14 protein-coding genes are annotated in these 17,055 nt (G+C 70.5%); all 14 read left to right on the forward strand.

The features are described from left to right. The first annotated feature begins 21 nt into the window (after positions 1-21). The 14 genes from ACFZDA_RS24780 (at position 22) to ACFZDA_RS24845 (ending at position 17,055) form a co-directional block, all read left to right on the forward strand. On the forward strand, positions 22-957 hold the full coding sequence (locus tag ACFZDA_RS24780) for a sugar ABC transporter permease (RefSeq protein WP_355843882.1): 936 nt from the start codon (positions 22-24) through the stop codon (positions 955-957). After that, the gene (locus tag ACFZDA_RS24785; RefSeq protein ID WP_391085494.1) at positions 954-1,850 is read left to right on the forward strand and encodes an ABC transporter permease subunit; all 897 of its coding nucleotides are present in this window, start codon (positions 954-956) and stop codon (positions 1,848-1,850) included. Before ACFZDA_RS24780 ends, ACFZDA_RS24785 begins: the two co-directional genes overlap by 4 nt. Further along, positions 1,847-3,148: a polysaccharide lyase family 1 protein gene (locus ACFZDA_RS24790; protein ID WP_391085496.1), complete on the forward strand. Its 1,302-nt coding sequence runs from the start codon at positions 1,847-1,849 to the stop codon at positions 3,146-3,148. Before ACFZDA_RS24785 ends, ACFZDA_RS24790 begins: the two co-directional genes overlap by 4 nt. Then, positions 3,145-4,311 (forward strand): Gfo/Idh/MocA family oxidoreductase, encoded by a 1,167-nt coding sequence (locus tag ACFZDA_RS24795; protein ID WP_391085498.1) that lies wholly within the window; start codon positions 3,145-3,147, stop codon positions 4,309-4,311. Before ACFZDA_RS24790 ends, ACFZDA_RS24795 begins: the two co-directional genes overlap by 4 nt. Next, positions 4,311-5,156 (forward strand): DUF6807 family protein, encoded by an 846-nt coding sequence (locus ACFZDA_RS24800; protein WP_391085500.1) that lies wholly within the window; start codon positions 4,311-4,313, stop codon positions 5,154-5,156. Before ACFZDA_RS24795 ends, ACFZDA_RS24800 begins: the two co-directional genes overlap by 1 nt. Then, positions 5,153-6,658 (forward strand): family 43 glycosylhydrolase, encoded by a 1,506-nt coding sequence (locus ACFZDA_RS24805; RefSeq protein WP_391085502.1) that lies wholly within the window; start codon positions 5,153-5,155, stop codon positions 6,656-6,658. The genes ACFZDA_RS24800 and ACFZDA_RS24805 overlap by 4 nt, the downstream gene beginning before the upstream one ends. A gap of 32 nt (positions 6,659-6,690) precedes the next feature. Continuing rightward, positions 6,691-8,670, forward strand: a complete 1,980-nt coding sequence (locus ACFZDA_RS24810; RefSeq protein ID WP_391085504.1) for a pectinesterase family protein — start codon at positions 6,691-6,693, stop codon at positions 8,668-8,670. A gap of 67 nt (positions 8,671-8,737) precedes the next feature. After that, the gene (locus tag ACFZDA_RS24815; RefSeq protein ID WP_391085506.1) at positions 8,738-10,090 is read left to right on the forward strand and encodes an extracellular solute-binding protein; all 1,353 of its coding nucleotides are present in this window, start codon (positions 8,738-8,740) and stop codon (positions 10,088-10,090) included. A gap of 148 nt (positions 10,091-10,238) precedes the next feature. Continuing rightward, positions 10,239-11,039, forward strand: coding sequence for a GDSL-type esterase/lipase family protein (locus ACFZDA_RS24820; RefSeq protein ID WP_391085508.1), 801 nt, complete (start codon positions 10,239-10,241; stop codon positions 11,037-11,039). A 32-nt stretch (positions 11,040-11,071) separates the two neighbouring features. Beyond that, entirely contained in the window at positions 11,072-12,388 is a 1,317-nt protein-coding gene (locus tag ACFZDA_RS24825; RefSeq protein WP_391085510.1) for a polysaccharide lyase family 1 protein, read from the forward strand. 110 nt (positions 12,389-12,498) lie between these two features. Continuing rightward, entirely contained in the window at positions 12,499-13,626 is a 1,128-nt protein-coding gene (locus ACFZDA_RS24830; protein WP_391085512.1) for a pectinesterase family protein, read from the forward strand. Position 13,627: 1 nt separating this feature from the next. After that, positions 13,628-14,665: a pectinesterase family protein gene (locus ACFZDA_RS24835; RefSeq protein ID WP_391085514.1), complete on the forward strand. Its 1,038-nt coding sequence runs from the start codon at positions 13,628-13,630 to the stop codon at positions 14,663-14,665. Beyond that, positions 14,658-15,911: a polysaccharide lyase family 1 protein gene (locus ACFZDA_RS24840; protein ID WP_391085516.1), complete on the forward strand. Its 1,254-nt coding sequence runs from the start codon at positions 14,658-14,660 to the stop codon at positions 15,909-15,911. The genes ACFZDA_RS24835 and ACFZDA_RS24840 overlap by 8 nt, the downstream gene beginning before the upstream one ends. Further along, positions 15,898-17,055 (forward strand): dienelactone hydrolase family protein, encoded by a 1,158-nt coding sequence (locus tag ACFZDA_RS24845; RefSeq protein ID WP_391085518.1) that lies wholly within the window; start codon positions 15,898-15,900, stop codon positions 17,053-17,055. The genes ACFZDA_RS24840 and ACFZDA_RS24845 overlap by 14 nt, the downstream gene beginning before the upstream one ends.

Consider the following 17,055-nt stretch of genomic DNA (forward strand, 5'->3'; position numbering starts at 1 on the left):
TACTGAGAACGGAGAACAGTCATGGCCCAAGCCGCAGCCGTGGCGAAACCGCCCGCGCCACCCCGGCGGCGCCGTGCCTCCGCCACCCCGCGCAGGCTCCCCTACCTGCTGATCGCACCCGCCGCCCTGCTGATGCTGGGCTTCATCGCCTACCCGGTCATCAGCGTCTTCTACTACAGCCTGCAGAACTACAACCCCACCAAGCCGTGGCGAAACGGCTACGCGGGCTTCGACAACTTCGTCGAGATCTTCACCAAGGACCCGCAGTTCTGGGACACGCTGACCTTCAGCGCCAAGTGGGTGTTCGTCGAGGTCGGCCTCCAGCTGCTGTTCGGTCTCGCGCTGGCCCTCATCGTCAACCAGACCTTCGTGGGCCGGGGCCTGGGGCGCGCGATGGTCTTCTCCCCGTGGGCCGTCTCCGGCGTACTGACCTCCGCGATCTGGGTGCTGCTGTACAACTCCCAGACGGGCATCAGCCGTTACCTCGCCGACATGGGCATCGGCTCCTACGGCACCAGCTGGCTGTCGGACACCTCCACCGTCTTCCCGGCGGCGATCGTCGCCGACCTGTGGCGCGGTGTGCCCTTCTTCGCGATCCTCATCCTCGCCGACCTCCAGTCCGTCTCGAAGGACCTCTACGAGGCCGCCGAGGTCGACGGGGCCAGCCGCCTCAAGCAGTTCTGGCACATCACGCTGCCCCATCTGAAGGACGCCATCATCCTGTCCACGCTGCTGCGCGCGGTCTGGGAGTTCAACAACGTCGACCTGCTCTACACACTGACCGGCGGCGGCCCGGCGGGGGAGACCACGACCCTCCCGCTCTACATCGCCAACACCTCGGTCGACGCCCACAACTTCGGCTACGCGTCCGCCCTGACCACGGTCGCGTTCGTGATCCTGCTCTTCTGCTCGATGGTCTATCTGCGGCTGAGCAAGTTCGGAGGCGAGAGCAAGTGAGCGTCAAGGAAGCCACCAAGGCGGCGCCCGCTCCGGCGCCCGTCGCCCCCGAACCGCCGCGTCCCGCCAAGGGCAGACGTGCCTGGGACGAGGCGCCCCGCTGGCAGATCTACCTGCCCCTGGGGATCTACCTGGTCTTCACCCTCATCCCCTTCTACTGGATCCTGCTGTTCGCCCTGCGCCCGGCCGGCTCGACCTCGCTGGTGCCCTGGCCGATGACCTTCGACCACTTCGAGAAGGTCTGGACGGAGCGCAGCTTCGGCACCTACTTCGCCAACAGCGTGCTCGTCGGCGTCGCGACCCTGGTCATGACGACCCTCGTCGCCCTGGCCGGCGGCTACGCCCTCGCCCGGTTCGACTTCAAGATCAAGCGGGCGTTCATGCTGGGCCTGCTGTGCTCCCAGTTCGTGCCGGGCGCGCTGCTGCTGGTCCCGCTGTTCGAGATCTTCGCCGAACTCCAGATGATCAACAGCCTGGGCAGCGTCATCCTCGCCGAGACGGTCTTCCAGCTGCCGCTGTCGATGATCCTGATCAGCAACTTCATCAAGAACGTGCCGTACTCCCTGGAGGAGGCGGCCTGGGTGGACGGCTGCAACCGCATGACGGCCTTCCGGATCGTCGTGCTGCCGCTGCTGCGGCCGGGCCTGATCGCCGTCGGCTCCTTCGCCTTCGTGCACTCCTGGAACCACTTCCTGTTCGCCCTGATGTTCCTCAACAACCAGGACAAGCAGACCATCCCGGTCGGCCTGAACACCCTGATGAGCGCGGACAGCGTCGACCTGGGCGCCCTCGCCGCGGGCGGCATCATCGCGGCCGTGCCGGTCGTGATCGTGTTCGCCTTCATCCAGAAGTGGCTGATCACCGGCTTCAGCGCGGGGGCGGTGAAGGGATGAGACTCCGTCAGATCACCGTCGCGACAGCCTTGTTGGGGCTCCTGTGCGTCCCCGCGCACGCCGAGGTCCGGGACATCAGCCGTGACACCCTGCCCACGAACGACGGCTGGGCCGCCGCGGACGGCGGCACCACCGGCGGCGCCGCGGCCGACGACGCGCACGTGTACACGGTCACCGACCGCGCCGAACTCGTCCGCGCCCTCGACGGCGGCAGCGCCACCCCGAAGATCATCAAGATCGCGGGGACCATCGACGCCAACACCGACGACGACGGCGACCACCTGGACTGCGCCGACTACGCCACCGACGGCTACAGCCTGAAGAAGTACCTCGCCGCCTACGACCCCCGCACCTGGGGCTCCGCCAAGCCCAGCGGCCCGCAGGAGGAGGCCCGCCGGGCCTCCGCGGCGAAGCAGGCCGAGCGGGTCGAACTGCGCGTCGGCTCCAACACCACCATCGTCGGCCTCGGAGACTCCAGGAACACAGCCGTCCTCAAGGGCGCCAGCCTCCAGATCCGGAACGCGGACAACGTCATCGTCCGCAACCTCGAACTGCGCGACGCCTACGACTGCTTCCCCGTCTGGCAGCCCAACACCGGCGGCCTCGGCGACTGGAAGACGGCGTACGACAACCTCTGGCTGAACGGCGCCACCCACGTCTGGGTCGACCACGTCACCGCGAGCGACAAGGGCCACCCCGACGAGAAGGAGCCCACCTACTTCGCCCGCAACTACCTCCGCCACGACGGCCTGCTGGACATCACCAACGGCTCCGACCTGGTGACCGTCTCCTGGAGCCGGTTCGCCGACCACGACAAGGCGATGCTCATCGGCAGCAGCGACACGGCGTCCGGCGACCGCGGCAGGCTCCGGGTCACCCTGCACCACAACGCGTTCGCGTCCGTCGTCCAGCGCGCGCCCCGCGTCCGCTTCGGACAGGTGCACGTCTATAACAACCGGTACGTCGTCGACGAGGACGACGCCGACTACCGCTACTCCCTCGGCGTCTCCACCGAGTCGGCGGTCTTCGCCGAGAACAACGCCTTCCACACGCCGGGCCACGTCGAGGCCGCCGACCTGGTCAAGAGCTGGAACGGCACCGCGCTGCACCAGTCCGGCACCCTCTTCAACGGCTACCCGGTCGACCTCCTGGCCATCTACAACGCCTACAACTCCGGCAGCGAGCGCGACCTCACGGCCGACGTCGGCTGGACACCTACCCTGCACACAAAGATCGACAGCGCCGAGGCGGCCGACCGAGAGGTGGCCCGCGGCGCCGGCGCGGGGAGGATCCGATGAGCACTGCCGTCCCCGTCGTCCTGGCGGGCGCGCGCGGCCACGGCCGCTGGCACCTCGACAACATCCGCCGGCTCCAGGACAAGGGCATCGTCCGGCTGGCGGGCATCTGCGAGCTGACCCCGCTGACCGGCGACGAGCTCCCCGAGGGCCTGAGGGGTTCGGGCGCGCCCGAGCAGTCCGCCGACTTCGGCGCGCTCCTCGACTCCACCGGCGCCGAGATCGCGGTGATCTGCACGCCCATCCCCACGCACACCGACCTCGCGCTGACGGCAGCCCGAAGGGGCGTGCACCTTCTGCTGGAGAAGCCCCCCGCTCCCTCCTACGCCGAGTTCCGGCGCATGGCCGACGGGGTCGCCGCGGCCGGGGTCGTCTGCCAGATCGGCTTCCAGTCGCTGGGCTCGCACGCCGTGCCCGCGATCCGTGAGCTGATGGCCGAGGGCGCGATCGGCGAGGTCGCCGGGATCGGCGGCGCCGGTGCCTGGGCGCGCGCCGAGTCCTACTACCGGCGGGCACCCTGGGCGGGCAGGCGGCGGCTGAACGGCGTCGACGTCGTCGACGGCGTCCTGACCAACCCGCTCGCCCACGCCGTCGCCACCGCACTCGCCCTGGACGACTCCACCCGGGCCGAGGACGTCACCGACATCGAGACCGAGCTGCTGCGCGCCAACGACATCGAGTCCGACGACACCTCCTGCCTGCGCGTCACCACCGCGCGGGGCCGCCAGATCGTCGTCGCCGTGACCCTGTGCGCCGAGCAGCCGGACGAGCCGTACGTCCTGGTGCACGGCGACCGGGGCCGGATCACCTTCTGGTACAAGCAGGACCGGGTGCTGCTCCAGCGCTCCGGGCACGGCCCGCAGGAGCACGAGTACGGCCGCACAGACCTGCTGGAGAACCTCGTCGCGCACCTCACCGGCGGGGTCGAGCTGCTGGTCACCCCCGACTCGACCGGCGCCTTCATGAAGGTCGTCGAGGCGATCCGGCTGGCCCCGGACCCGGCGCCGCTGCCCGAGGAGGCCTGGCGGCTGCTGCCCGACGAGCAGCGCCGGGTCGTGCCCGGCATCGACGGCCTGGTCGCGGCCGCCGCCGACACCCTCGCCCTCTACTCCGAGCTGGGCGCCCCCTGGGCGCTGCCGGCACGAACGAAAGAGGTGAGCACCTGATGACCACCCACGACACCGCGGTGCTGCGCGTCGCGGGCCGCCCGGTCGGCCGGTACGTCACCCGGCCCGAGCTGCCGGCCCGGCTCTCCCCACGCCCCTACCTGCACCCCGTCACCACCCTGGCCGGCACGGCGGTGACCGAGCTCAGCCCCGCCGACCACACCCACCACCTCGGCGTCGGTGTCGCCGTTCCCGACGTCGAGGGGTCCAACTTCTGGGGCGGACGCACCTACGTCCGCGACCAGGGCCCCACCGAGCTCGACAACCACGGCGCCCAGCGGCACACCGCCTTCCAGCTGTGCGACCCCGACGGCTTCGTCGAGGAACTGCGCTGGGTGGCGGCGGGAACCGAGCTGCTGCGCGAGCGCCGTACGGTCGCGGCCACCGAACTCACCGACACCGCCTGGGCGCTGGACTTCACCTTCTCCCTCACCAACGTCACCCCCGGACCCCTGTCGATCGGCAGCCCGGCGACCAACGGCCGCCCCGGCGCCGCGTACGGCGGCTTCTTCTGGCGGGCCCGCAAGGAGGAGCAGGCCCCGGACGTCTTCACGCCCGGCACCGAGGGGGAGAGCGAGGTCCACGGCAGGAGCGCCGACTGGCTCGCCCTCGTCGGCGCCGGCTGGTCCCTCGTGTTCGCCGGGGCCACGGAGGAGACGCGCCGCGACCCGTGGTTCGTGCGCACCGCCGAGTACCCGGGCGTGGGCTCGTCCCTGGCGTCCGAGGAGCGGCTGCCCGTCGGGCCCGGTGACACCGTCGTACGGCGGATCGTCACCGTCGTCGCCGACGGCCGCCTCGACCGGGACGCGGCCGCCGCCCTGGTGCGCAAGGCGGTGAGCCCATGACCACCACCTACACCAACCCGATCCTCGACGCCGACTGGTCCGACCCGGACCTCGTGCGCGTCGGCGACGACTTCTACCTGACCGCCTCCAGCTTCGGCCGCGTCCCGGGCCTGCCCCTGCTGCACTCCCGCGACCTGGTCAACTGGAGGCTGGTCGGGCACGCGGTCGAACGCCTGGAACCGGCCGAGGAGTTCGCGAAGCCGCGCCACGACTGCGGCGTCTGGGCCCCGTCGATCCGCCATCACGACGACCGCTTCTGGATCTTCTGGGGCGACCCCGACCAGGGCATCTTCCAGGTCAACGCCCCCGAGATCAGAGGCCCCTGGACCACCCCGCACCTGGTCAAGGAGGGCAAGGGCCTGATCGATCCCTGCCCCCTGTGGGACGACGAGACCGGCGAGGCCTACCTGGTCCACGCCTGGGCCAAGTCCCGCTCCGGCGTCAAGAACCGCCTCACCGGCCACCGGATGCGCCCCGACGGCACCGAACTCCTCGACGAGGGCAAGGTGATCGTCGACGGTGACCGGATCCCGGGCTGGTTCACCCTCGAAGGACCCAAGCTCTACCGGCACGACGGCTGGTTCTGGATCCTCGCCCCCGCCGGGGGAGTGGAGACCGGTTGGCAGGGCGCCTTCCGCTCGCGCGGCTTCTTCGGGCCGTACGAGGAGAGGGTCGTCCTGGAGCAGAAGGACACCGACGTCAACGGGCCGCACCAGGGCGGCTGGGTGCGCACCCCGTCCGGTGAGGACTGGTTCGTGCACTTCCAGCAGCGGGGCGCGTACGGCCGTGTCGTGCACCTCCAGCCGATGCGCTGGGGCGCCGACGGCTGGCCCGTGATGGGCGACGACGGCGCTCCCGTCGCCGTACACCCGCTGCCCGGTCTGCCGCCTCAGCCGCCCGCCGCGCCCGCCACCGACGACGACTTCCCCGGCGGACGCTTCGGCCGCCAGTGGCAGTGGACCGCCAACCCTGAGGACGGCTGGGCCACCCAGCACTCCGGCGACGGGCTCCGCCTCACCTGCGTCCGCTCGGCCGACGCGCACGACCTGCGCAAGCTGCCGAACGTGCTCACCCAGCGGCTGCCGGGCAGGCCGTGCGCGGTCGAGGTCGGGCTGCGGCTCGACAGTGAGGAACCGGGGGCGCGGGCCGGGCTCGCGGTCCTCGGGGACGCCTTCAGCTGGATCGGGCTGCAGCGGGGGACCGACGGGACGGTCCATCTCGTACACCGGTTCGCGGAGGCCGTCGCCGAGCATGAGCGGGACGCCGATCACGCGCGGCTCGCGCCCGAGGGACAGGTGCGGCTGCGGATCGAGATCGGCGCGGGGGCGCGGTGCCGGTTCTTCCACGACACCGGCGAGGGACCGCGCCCCTCGGGCCAGGTCTTCGCCGCCACCCCCTGGCGCTGGGTCGGCGCCCTGCTCGGCGTCTTCGGCCTCGCGCCCGCCGGCCAGGGACACGCCGGCACGGCCACGTTCACCCACTTCAGGATCAGCGCACTGTAACCCACCCCACCCGTATGCCTGTTGGAGCCGCAATGACGCACCTCCATAGCAAGCGCTTGCCGGGAACCGGCAGAACCCTGGCCGCCGTCATGGGCCTGGTCGCCGCCCTGGCCGTCGGGGCGGTCGGGGAGGCGAAGGCCGCCGCCCCCGCCCCCTCGGTGACCGCGGACCGCTGGGCCGACCAGCCGCACGGCTTCGCCTCCCTCGCCGGGGGAACCACCGGCGGGGCCGGCGGCAAGGTCGTCACCGTCACCGACCAGGCCTCGCTCGCGAAGTACGCGGCGGCCGAGGAGCCGTACATCATCCGTGTCTCCGGGGCGATCGACGTCGAGCCGTTCGGCTCCAACATCGTCGTGACCTCGAACAAGACCCTCGTCGGCGTCGGTGACACCGGCGAGATCGTGCACGGCGAACTGCACCTCAACCCCGGCACCAGCAACGTGATCATCCGCAACCTGACGATCCGGGACTCGTACGTCGAGGGCGACTGGGACGGCAAGACCCAGGACTTCGACGCCATCCAGATGGACACCGTCGACCACGTCTGGATCGACCACAACCGCTTCACACACATGGGCGACGGGCTGATCGACCTGCGCAAGGACAGCCAGTACGTCACCGTCTCCTACAACCAGTTCAGCCACCACAACAAGGCGTTCGGGATCGGCTGGACGCCCAACGTGGTCACCCAGGTCACCATCGACCACAACTGGTTCACGGGCACGAAGCAGCGCAACCCCTCCGCCGACAACTGCGCCTACGCCCACCTCTACAACAACTACCTGTCGGCGCAGGTGGCCGACGACGACCCGGTGTGGACGTACGGGAACTGGGCGCGCGGCAAGACCAAGATGGTCATCGAGAACAGCTACTACGACGGGGTCCAGCACCCCTACCAGGCCGATGACACGGCCGAGTTGGTGCAGCGCGGGTCGATCCTGAAGAACGTCCGCGGACGTCAGGACGCGTGGGGTACCGCCTTCGACCCGCGGAAGTTCTACGACTACCGGCTGGATCCGGCCGCCGCCGTCCCCGCGCTGGTGAAGCGGTTCTCGGGGCCACAGAAGCGGATCGGTGACGCCGTGACGCTGCACGTCCCGGGCGACTACCCGACCGTGCAGGCCGCCGTGGACGCCGTGCCCGACGGCAACGACCTGCCCGTGACGATCGCGGTCGCGCCGGGGACGTACCGCGCGAAGGTGTTCATTCCCGCGGGCAAGCCGAAGATCCTGCTCCAGGGGACTGGACACGACCGGTCCGACACCCTCATCGTCTTCGACACGCCCGCCGAGTACGGGGGTTCGACCGGGAGCGCGACCGTACGGATCGCCGCGAACGACGTCACGGCCCGCAACCTCACCTTCAGCAACGACTTCGACGAGGCCGCGGTCGAGCTGAAGGGGGAGCAGGCGCTCGCGATGAAGACGACCGGTGACCGGATCGTCTTCGAGAACACCGCCTTCCTGGGCAACCAGGACACCCTGATGACCGACAGCCCCAAGCTGACCACCCTCAGCCGGGTCTACATCCGCAACTCGTACATCGAGGGCGACGTCGACTTCATCTACGGGCGGGCGAGCACGGTCGTCGAGCGGTCCGTCATCCGCGCCCTGAACCGGGGCTCCACCACCAACAACGGCTGGATCACCGCCGCCTCGACCTGGAAGGACAACCCCCGAGGGTTCCTGATCACCCGCTCCAGGATCGTCAGCGACGCGCCGGCCGGGTCCTTCCACCTGGGGCGCCCGTGGCACCCCGGCGGCCAGCCCGACGCGATCGCCCAGGTGCTGATCCGCGACACCGAGCTGCCCGCCGCGATCAAGGCCTCGCCGTGGACCGACATGAGCGGGTTCTCGTGGAAGGACGCGCGCTTCACCGAGTACCACAACTACGGGCCGGGCGCCGCCGTCACCGAGGACCGGCCGCAGATGAGCGATGACGAGGCGCGTACCCACACCGTCGCCGACTACCTCCAGGGCACGGACGGCTGGAAGCCGTACGCCCGCCACTGAGCCCGAGGGCTCCGTCCAGCCCCCCACCTTCATATCTCCGTCCGACCCAGAAGAAGAGAGCCGACCAATGAAGATCAGCAATGGCAGAAGCAGCAGGGGCGGGCGCCGCACGTCGGCCGCCGTCGCGCTGGGGGCCGTGCTCGCCCTGACCGCCACCGCCTGCGGTGATGACGGCAGCGGCGGGAGCGGCGAAGAGGGCAGCGGCAAGGGCAAGATCGTCTTCTGGGACAACAACGGCGGTGTCCGCACCGACATCTGGAAGGAGATCATCGCCGATTTCGAGAAGGCGAACCCGGACATCAAGGTCCAGTACGTCCCGGTCGCCGCCACCGAGGTCCAGTCGAAGTACGACACCGCCGTCCAGGGCGGCGGACTGCCGGACGTCGGCGGAGTCGGCGCGGCGATGCTCGCCGGGGTCGCCGCCCAGGACGCGCTGGAGCCGCTGGAGGGCCGCCTCGCCAAGTCCTCCCTCAACGGCAAGCTGAACGAGGGCATGGTCGAGTCGGTGAAGGTGGCCGGCGGCTCGGACGAGCACCTGTACACGATCCCGACCTCCGCGAACAACGGCACGCTCTACTACCGCACCGACCTGTTCAAGAAGGCGGGCCTGGACGAGCCGTCGACCTGGGAGAAGTTCTACGAGGCCGCGGACAAGCTCACCAACGCGAAGAAGAACGAGTTCGGTTACACCATCCGCGGCGGCGCCGGCTCCATCGCCCAGGCCCTGGACGCGATGTACGGGCAGTCCGGGATCACGTCCTTCTGGGACGCCGGCGGTGAGAAGACGACCGTCAACGACCCGAAGAACGTCCAGGCGCTGGAGAAGTACGCCGCCCTCTACAAGAAGGACACGCCGGCGGCCGACCTGAACAACGACTTCACCAAGATGGTCGCCCAGTGGGACTCCGGCACGATCGGGATGCTGAACCACAACCTGGGGTCGTACCAGGACCATGTGAAGGCCCTGGGCGCCGACAAGTTCCGGGGTATCCCGCAGCCCACCGGCCCGGGCGGCAAGCGGGTCCAGGTCTCCAACCCGGTCGACGGGCTGGGGCTGTTCAAGAGCTCCAAGAACAAGGAGGCCGCCTGGAAGTTCATCGAGTTCGCCGTCTCGCACGAGTCGAACTCCAAGTGGAACGAGTCGGCCGGCGCGATCCCGTCCAACAAGGAGGCCGCGAAGGACGCGTGGATCTCCAAGGCCGAGCCCACGAAGCTGGCCGCTGCCGCGCTGAACGACGGGTCGACGACGATCGTGCAGCTGCCGTACTACCTGCCCGACTGGAACACCATCTCGAAGGCCGACAACGAGCCGGACTTCCAGAAGGTGCTGCTCGGGAAGATGAGCGCGAAGGACTTCCTGGACACCATGGCCGAGCAGCTGAACAAGGCCCAGGCCGAGTGGAAGCAGCAGAAGGGCTAAGAGCTCGGTCGGTTCTGTGGGCGGCCGGCTGCTGGATTCGTCGTGGCTGGTCGCTCAGTTCCCCGCGCCCCTGAGGGGCGCGGGGCCCCCTTGAAAGGCACCGTCAGAACACTTCCTCCTCCGTACGCTGTTCGAGAAAGGCACCCCCGTGTCGCTCACCCGCAGACAGCTCAGCGTGGCGGCCGCTGCCGCCGCCGTACCGCTCGCCTTCGCGGCCACCGGTACCGCTCAGGCCGCCCCGGGCCGCCGTACCCGCACCCTCTACATCGCCGGTGATTCCACCGCCGCCCAGAAATACACCAACAACGCCCCGGAGACCGGGTGGGGCATGGCGCTCCCGTTCTTCCTCAAGGGCTGGAACGTCGCCAACCACGCCCAGAACGGGCGCAGTTCGAAGAGCTTCGTCGACGAAGGCCGGCTCAAGGCCATCCTCGCCGTGATCCAGCCCGGCGACCTCCTGCTGTGCCAGTTCGGGCACAACGACGAGAAGTCCGAGGACCCCACCCGGTACACCGAGCCCTGGACGACGTACCAGGACTACCTGCGGATGTACCTCGACGGGGCCCGGGCCCGCGGGGCGCGGCCCGTGCTGGCCACGTCCGTCGAGCGGCGCAAGTTCGACGCGAGCGGCAAGGCGCTGCCGACGCACGGCGAGTACCCGGCGGCCATGCGCGCGCTCGCCCAGGAGGAGCGCGTGCCGCTGCTCGACATCCAGGCGCTGTCGATCGCCCTGTGGCAGCGGCTGGGGGTCGAGGAGACGAAGAAGTACTTCAACTGGACCGCGACGGAGCAGGACAACACGCACTTCAACCCGCCCGGCGCGATCGCCGTGGCGCGGCTCGTGGCGCGCGAGCTGCTGCGCACGCGGGTGCTCGGGCCGAGCGATGTGCGCCGGCTGGACGAGACGATTCCCGAGTCCTGGATCACCTGGCCGCAGGCCGCCGCGTAACACCCCCGCCCCTGGAAAAGGAGATCCGCACCATGCACGCACGTAGATGGCATGGGCATGCCATAAAGGTTGCCTCTCTCGCGGGCTGCACCGCACTGGCGCTGTCCCTCACCGGCACCGCCGCCCAGGCCGACTCCCGTGACCCCGCCCGGCAGACGCTCGGGGCGAACGACGGGTGGGGGTCGTACGGCAGCGGCACCACCGGTGGCTCGGCCGCCGACGCCGCGCACGTGTACACCGTGACCACCTGGGCCCAGTTCAAGGCCGCCCTCGCCGCGGGCGGCAGCGCACCGAAGATCATCAAGGTGAAGGGGACCATCGACGCGGTCTTTGAGGGGTGCGACGCCTTCGCCGCGCCCGGATACGACTTCGACGCCTACCTGAAGAAGTACGCGCCCGAGACATGGGGGCTGGACAAGGACCTGAGCGGCGAGCCCGCCGACAGCCCCGAGGGGCTGCGTCGCGCTTCCGCCGACAACCAGGACAAGGCCATCAAGGCGAGCGTGCCCGCCAACACCACCATCATCGGGGTGGGGAAGAACGCGGGCTTCAAGGGCGCCAGCCTCCAGATCAAGGGCGTCGACAACGTCATCGTCCGCAACCTCACCTTCGAGAGCCCCCTCGACTGCTTCCCGCAGTGGGACCCGACCGACACCTCCACGGGCGCCTGGAACTCCGAGTACGACACCGCCGTCGTCTACGGCTCCACCCACGTCTGGATGGACCACAACACCTTCACCGACGGCAGCCACCCCGACAGCGCGGCACCGACGTACTTCGGCACGCTGTACCAGCAGCACGACGGCGAGCTGGACATCGTCCGGGGATCCAACTACGTCACCGTCTCCTGGAACGTCTTCGCCGACCACGACAAGACGCTCATGATCGGAAACAGCGACAGCGAGTCGACGGCCGTCGGTGACCGGGGCAAGCTCAAGGTGACGCTCCACCACAACCTGTTCCGCAACCTGGTCGAGCGCGCGCCGCGCGTCCGCTTCGGGCAGGTCGACTCCTACAACAACCACTTCGTGGCCGGCCAGGACTACGTCTACAGCTACGGCATCGGCAAGGAGTCCCAGCTCGTCGCCGAGCACAACGCCTTCACGCTGCCCAGCGGGATCAGCCCGGCGAAGATCCTGAAGAAGTGGATGGACGCGCCGGTCACCGCCGCCGACAACTACGTCAACGGCAAGGCCGTGGACCTGATCGCCGTGCACAACGCGGAGATCCCCGACGAGACCCTCCGCTCGGGCGCCGGCTGGACGCCGACCCTGCGGACCAAGGTCGACCCGGCGAAGGCCGTGCCCGGGATCGTCGACCACCGCGCGGGCGCCGGCCGCATCTGCTGACGCCCCTTCCCCGAGAACGGGCCGGGCCGGGCGCACCCACGAGGCGTGCCCGGCCCGGCCTCCCCGCGCCCCCTCACCCCGCACGAGCCGCACCGCGAAGGAGCAGCCGCATGCTCTCGCAGTCCCACCGCCCCCTGACCCGCAGGGGTTTCCTCGTCGCGAGCGCCACCGCGGGCGCCGCGCTCGCCCTCGCCTCGCCCCCCGCACGGGCCGCCGCCCGGCCCCGCCCCTTCGGCCGCTACGGTTCACCGGCCGCCCGCCTGACCCCGCAGACCCTCTACGTCGACGCCTCCGGCCGGGGTGACTTCACCTCCGTTCAGGCCGCCGTGACCGCCGCGACCGGCAGTGGCTGGACGCTCGTCATCGCACCGGGGACATACCGGGAGACGGTCTCGGTCGACCGCGCCCGCACGGAGATGACCTGGCTCGGCGCCGGCGACGGTCCGCGCGACGTCGTCATCGTCTACGACAACGCGGCCGGCACCCCGAAGCCCGACGGCTCGGGCACCTACGGCACCACCGGCTCGGCCACCACCACCGTCCGAGGGGACGGCTTCACCGCCCACCGGATCACCTTCGCCAACGACTTCCTGCGCGAGGAGCACCCCGGCATCAGCGGCACCCAGGCCGTCGCCCTCAAGGTGCAGGGCGACCGGTCGGCCTTCCACCACTGCCGCTTCCTCGGCCACCAGGACACTCTGTACGCCGACTCCAACGCCGGCACCCTCTTCGCCCGCCAGTACTTCTCCCACTGCTACGTCGAGGGCGACGTCGACTTCGTCTTCGGCCGGGCCACGGCCGTCTTCGAACACTGCCACTTCCGCACGCTGAACCGCACGGACCTCTCCTCGGCCCCGTACGGATTCGTTTTCGCCCCCTCCACGGAGAGCGCCAACCCGCACGGCTACCTGGTCCTGCGCGGCCGGGTGACGAGCGAGGCCCCCGACGCCCACTACAAGGTGGCCCGCCCCTGGGTGCCCAGCTCCAGCACCACGGTCCGTCCCATGCTCACCGTCCGGGAGACCTGGCTCGGCCCCGGCATCGACGCGGTCGCGCCCTACGCCAACATGCGCGCCGAGCACCCCTGGCAGCACCAGCGCTTCGCCGAGTACCGCAACACCGGTCCCGGCGCCGAGATCACCGTCCCCGAGAACCGGCCCCAGCTGACGGACGAGGAGGCCGCGGCGCACACCCGCGAGACCTACCTCGGCGACTGGGCGCCGTGGAAGGACTGCTGAGATGCGGCGGCGCACGCTGCTCGCCGGAATGACCGGCATCGCCGGCGGCCTGGTGGCCGCCGGCGCCACCCCCGCCGTCGCCGACCCCCGCCGCCGCGTCCTGCACGTCCGGCCCGGGGACTCCGTGCAGGCGGCCGTGGACGCGGTGGACGGGCCCGGCTGGACGATCGTCGTGCACCCGGGGACCTATCGCGAGGTGGTGGAAGTCCCCGCCGACAAAGCCGAGTTGACGCTGTGCGGCGCCACCTGCGACCCGCGTGACGCCGTGATCGTGTACGACAACGCCAACGGCACCCCGAAGCCCGACGGTTCCGGCACCTACGGCACCGCGGGCTCCGCCACCCTCACCGCGGCGGCCCCCGGACTGACCGTGCGCGACCTGACCCTGGCCAACGACTGGCTGCGCGCCGACCACCCTGACATCACGGGTACGCAGGCGGTGGCGGCGTACATCACCGGCGACCGGTCGGCCTTCGACAACGTCCGCTTCCTCGCCCACCAGGACACCCTCTTCGTCGACACGAGTGCGCTCGACGCCTTCGACCGGCAGTACTTCCACCGCTGCTACATCGAGGGCGACGTCGACTTCGTCTTCGGCCGGGCCACGGCCGTCTTCGAGGACTGCCACTTCCACACGCTGCAACGGGCCGTCGACTTCACCCCGAAGGGCATGGTCTTCGCCCCGTCCACCGCCCGCGCCAACCCCTACGGCATCCTCGCCGTCCGCTCCCGGATCACCTCGGGCGCCGAGGACGCGGCGTACAAGCTGGCCCGGCCCTGGGTCCCGTCGTACGAGACCACCGCCTGGCCGTCCCTCGTCGTGCGCGAGACCCGGATCGGGCCCGGCATCGACCCCGTCGCTCCCTACACCAACATGCGGGATGCCTATCCCTGGCAGACCATGCGGTTCCGGGAGTACCGCAACTCGGGACCGGGTGCGGTGATCACGGTGCCGGAGAACCGGCCCCAACTGACCGCGGACGAGGCTGCGTCGCACACCAAGGCGATGTATCTGCGCGACTGGCGACCCCGTGCGTAGGGCGGCCGCCGCCCTGCTCGCCGGTGTCTGCCTGCTCTGGGCGCCCGAGGCCTCCGCCGCCGCCGAGCGAGGCCCCCTCGGCTGGGGCGCCGGCACCACCGGCGGCGCGGGAGGCACGACCTGGACGGTGCACACCCGCGCCGAGCTCAAGGAGGCACTGGCCAACGAAGGCGCCCCTACCGCACCCAAGGTCATCCGGGTCGTCGGCGACGTCAACGGCCACGAGAGCGACGACGGGTCCCTGCTCGGCGAGCAGGACTACGCGCCCGGATACGACCTCGGCCGGTACATGTCCTGCTTCGGCGAGGACGGCGCCGCATGGTCCGACACCCGCTTCGACTACTGCAAGCAGCAGCGGCAACTGCGCCAGACCGGCTCGAACAAGGAGAAGGCGCAGATCCAGCTCACCGTGCCGGGCAACACGACCCTCGTCGGCGTGGGCCCAGGCGCCCGGCTGCTCGGGGTGTTCCTGACGGTCGACACCGGCAGCAACATCGTCGTGCGGAACCTGTATCTGGAGGCCCCCGTCGACCACTTCACCAGCTGGTCCCCGGACGACGGCACGCGGGGCAGCTGGAACGCCCGCTTCGACGCCCTCACCGTGATCACCGGCAGGAACATCTGGATCGACCACTGCACCTTCACCGACGGCCGGTTCCCCGACCGCGAGGCACCCCTCGGTTTCCACGGCGAGCGCGTGCAGCGGCACGACGGACTGCTGGACATCGAGGACGGCTCCGACTTCGTCACGGTCTCCGGGAGCCGGTTCGAGGACCACGACAAGGCGATCCTGATCGGCTCGGGCGACGGCCGCGGCGACCGGGACCGCGGTCACCTCAAGGTGACCTTCGTCCGCAACCTGTTCAGCGGCGTCGTGCAGCGCGCCCCGCGGGTCCGCTTCGGGCAGGTGCACGTCCTCAACAACGTCTACCGCGGCAGGGCTCCCCTGTACGCCCTGGGCGTGGGCGTGGAGTCCGCGATCTTCTCCGAGCGCAATGTGTTCCGCTTCCCGCGGCCGTCCCAGACCGTCGCCGCCTACGGGGGCGAGCACTTCCACGACACCGGCTCCTGGTTCGACGGCCGGCCCGCCGGTCTGAACGCGGTGGCGAGCCGGCTGGGACTCACCGACGATGTCGGCTGGGACCCCGCCGACGTCTACGACTACCGCGCCCTGAGGTCCCCGTCGGCCGTCGAGGGGTATGTCCTGAGCCACTCCGGAACCGGGAGGTCGTATGGGCACCCATGAGCCGCTCGGGCGGCGGACGTTCGTGGTCGGGGCGGGCACGGCGCTGCTGGCGGCAGGCGCGGCGAGCGGGGCTGAGGCCGCGGTCGTCGACGGCCCGCTGCCCGACTTCCACCCGGCGCTGAAGGACGCCCTGACCTTTCCGCTCGCCTGGGGGAGATCCCCGGTCCGTGACTTCCGCGCCTGGCGGCACGCCGCCCGGGCCACGGTCGAGGAGCACCTCCTCGTCGAAAGGGAGGACAGGACGCCGTACGACCCGGAGGTCGCCGATCGTGCCCAGGGGGAGGGCTGTACAAGGGAGTTGGTCACCGTCTCCCTCACCCGCCACGAACGCGTGCGCGGTGTCCTGCTCACCCCGCAGGGCAGGGGACCCTTCCCCGCCGTGCTGCTCCTGCACGACCACGGGGCCACGTTCGACATCGGGAAGGAGAAACTGGTCCGGCCCTGGTACGACGACACGAGGCTCGCCTCCGCGAGGGCCTGGGCGGACAAGTACTTCAGCGGGCGGTTCGTCGGCGACGAACTGGCCCGGCGCGGCTATGTGGTGCTGTGCCTGGACGCGCTCGGCTGGGGCGACCGCGGGCCGCTCGCCTACGAGCAGCAGCAGGCCCTCGCCGCCAACTTCTACAACCTCGGCTCCTCGCTCGCCGGGCTCATGGCCCGGGAGGACCAGCGGGCCGCCGCCTTCCTGGCGGGACTCGACCGGGTGGACGCCCGGCGGGTCGCGGCCGTCGGCTTCTCCATGGGCGCCTACCGCGCCTGGCAGACCGCGGCCCTCAGCGACCACATCGCGGCCGCCGCGAGTGTGTGCTGGATGACCGGCCTGAAGGAGATGATGGTGCCCGGCAACAACACGCTGCGCGGGCAGTCGGCGTACTACATGCTGCACCCGGGCCTCGCCCGGCACCTCGACATCCCCGACGTGGCGAGCATCGCCGCCCCCAGGCCGATGCTCTTCTTCGACGGCGGGCTCGACACGCTGTTCCCGGCCGAGGGCGTACGGGTCGCGTACGACAAGCTGCGCGCCGTGTGGCGGTCGCGCCACGCCGAGGACCGGATACGGACGAAGACGTGGCCGGAGCTCGGCCACGTCTTCACCCGCGAGATGCAGGACGAGGTCTTCAGCTGGCTCGACGACGTCCTGTGA

Origin of the sequence: Streptomyces sp. NPDC007991, assembly GCF_042958445.1 — a bacterium.
Lineage (GTDB): Bacteria > Actinomycetota > Actinomycetes > Streptomycetales > Streptomycetaceae > Streptomyces.

Excerpts from the sequence above, each read along its gene's own strand:
- ACFZDA_RS24780 (WP_355843882.1), top strand. The coding sequence starts at position 22 with ATGGCCCAAGCCGCAGCCGTGGCGAAACCGCCCGCGCCACCCCGGCGG.
- ACFZDA_RS24790 (WP_391085496.1), top strand. The coding sequence starts at position 1,847 with ATGAGACTCCGTCAGATCACCGTCGCGACAGCCTTGTTGGGGCTCCTG.
- ACFZDA_RS24795 (WP_391085498.1), top strand. The coding sequence starts at position 3,145 with ATGAGCACTGCCGTCCCCGTCGTCCTGGCGGGCGCGCGCGGCCACGGC.
- ACFZDA_RS24800 (WP_391085500.1), top strand. The coding sequence starts at position 4,311 with ATGACCACCCACGACACCGCGGTGCTGCGCGTCGCGGGCCGCCCGGTC.
- ACFZDA_RS24805 (WP_391085502.1), top strand. The coding sequence starts at position 5,153 with ATGACCACCACCTACACCAACCCGATCCTCGACGCCGACTGGTCCGAC.
- ACFZDA_RS24810 (WP_391085504.1), top strand. The coding sequence starts at position 6,691 with ATGACGCACCTCCATAGCAAGCGCTTGCCGGGAACCGGCAGAACCCTG.
- ACFZDA_RS24815 (WP_391085506.1), top strand. The coding sequence starts at position 8,738 with ATGAAGATCAGCAATGGCAGAAGCAGCAGGGGCGGGCGCCGCACGTCG.
- ACFZDA_RS24825 (WP_391085510.1), top strand. The coding sequence starts at position 11,072 with ATGCACGCACGTAGATGGCATGGGCATGCCATAAAGGTTGCCTCTCTC.
- ACFZDA_RS24830 (WP_391085512.1), top strand. The coding sequence starts at position 12,499 with ATGCTCTCGCAGTCCCACCGCCCCCTGACCCGCAGGGGTTTCCTCGTC.
- ACFZDA_RS24835 (WP_391085514.1), top strand. The coding sequence starts at position 13,628 with ATGCGGCGGCGCACGCTGCTCGCCGGAATGACCGGCATCGCCGGCGGC.
- ACFZDA_RS24845 (WP_391085518.1), top strand. The coding sequence starts at position 15,898 with ATGGGCACCCATGAGCCGCTCGGGCGGCGGACGTTCGTGGTCGGGGCG.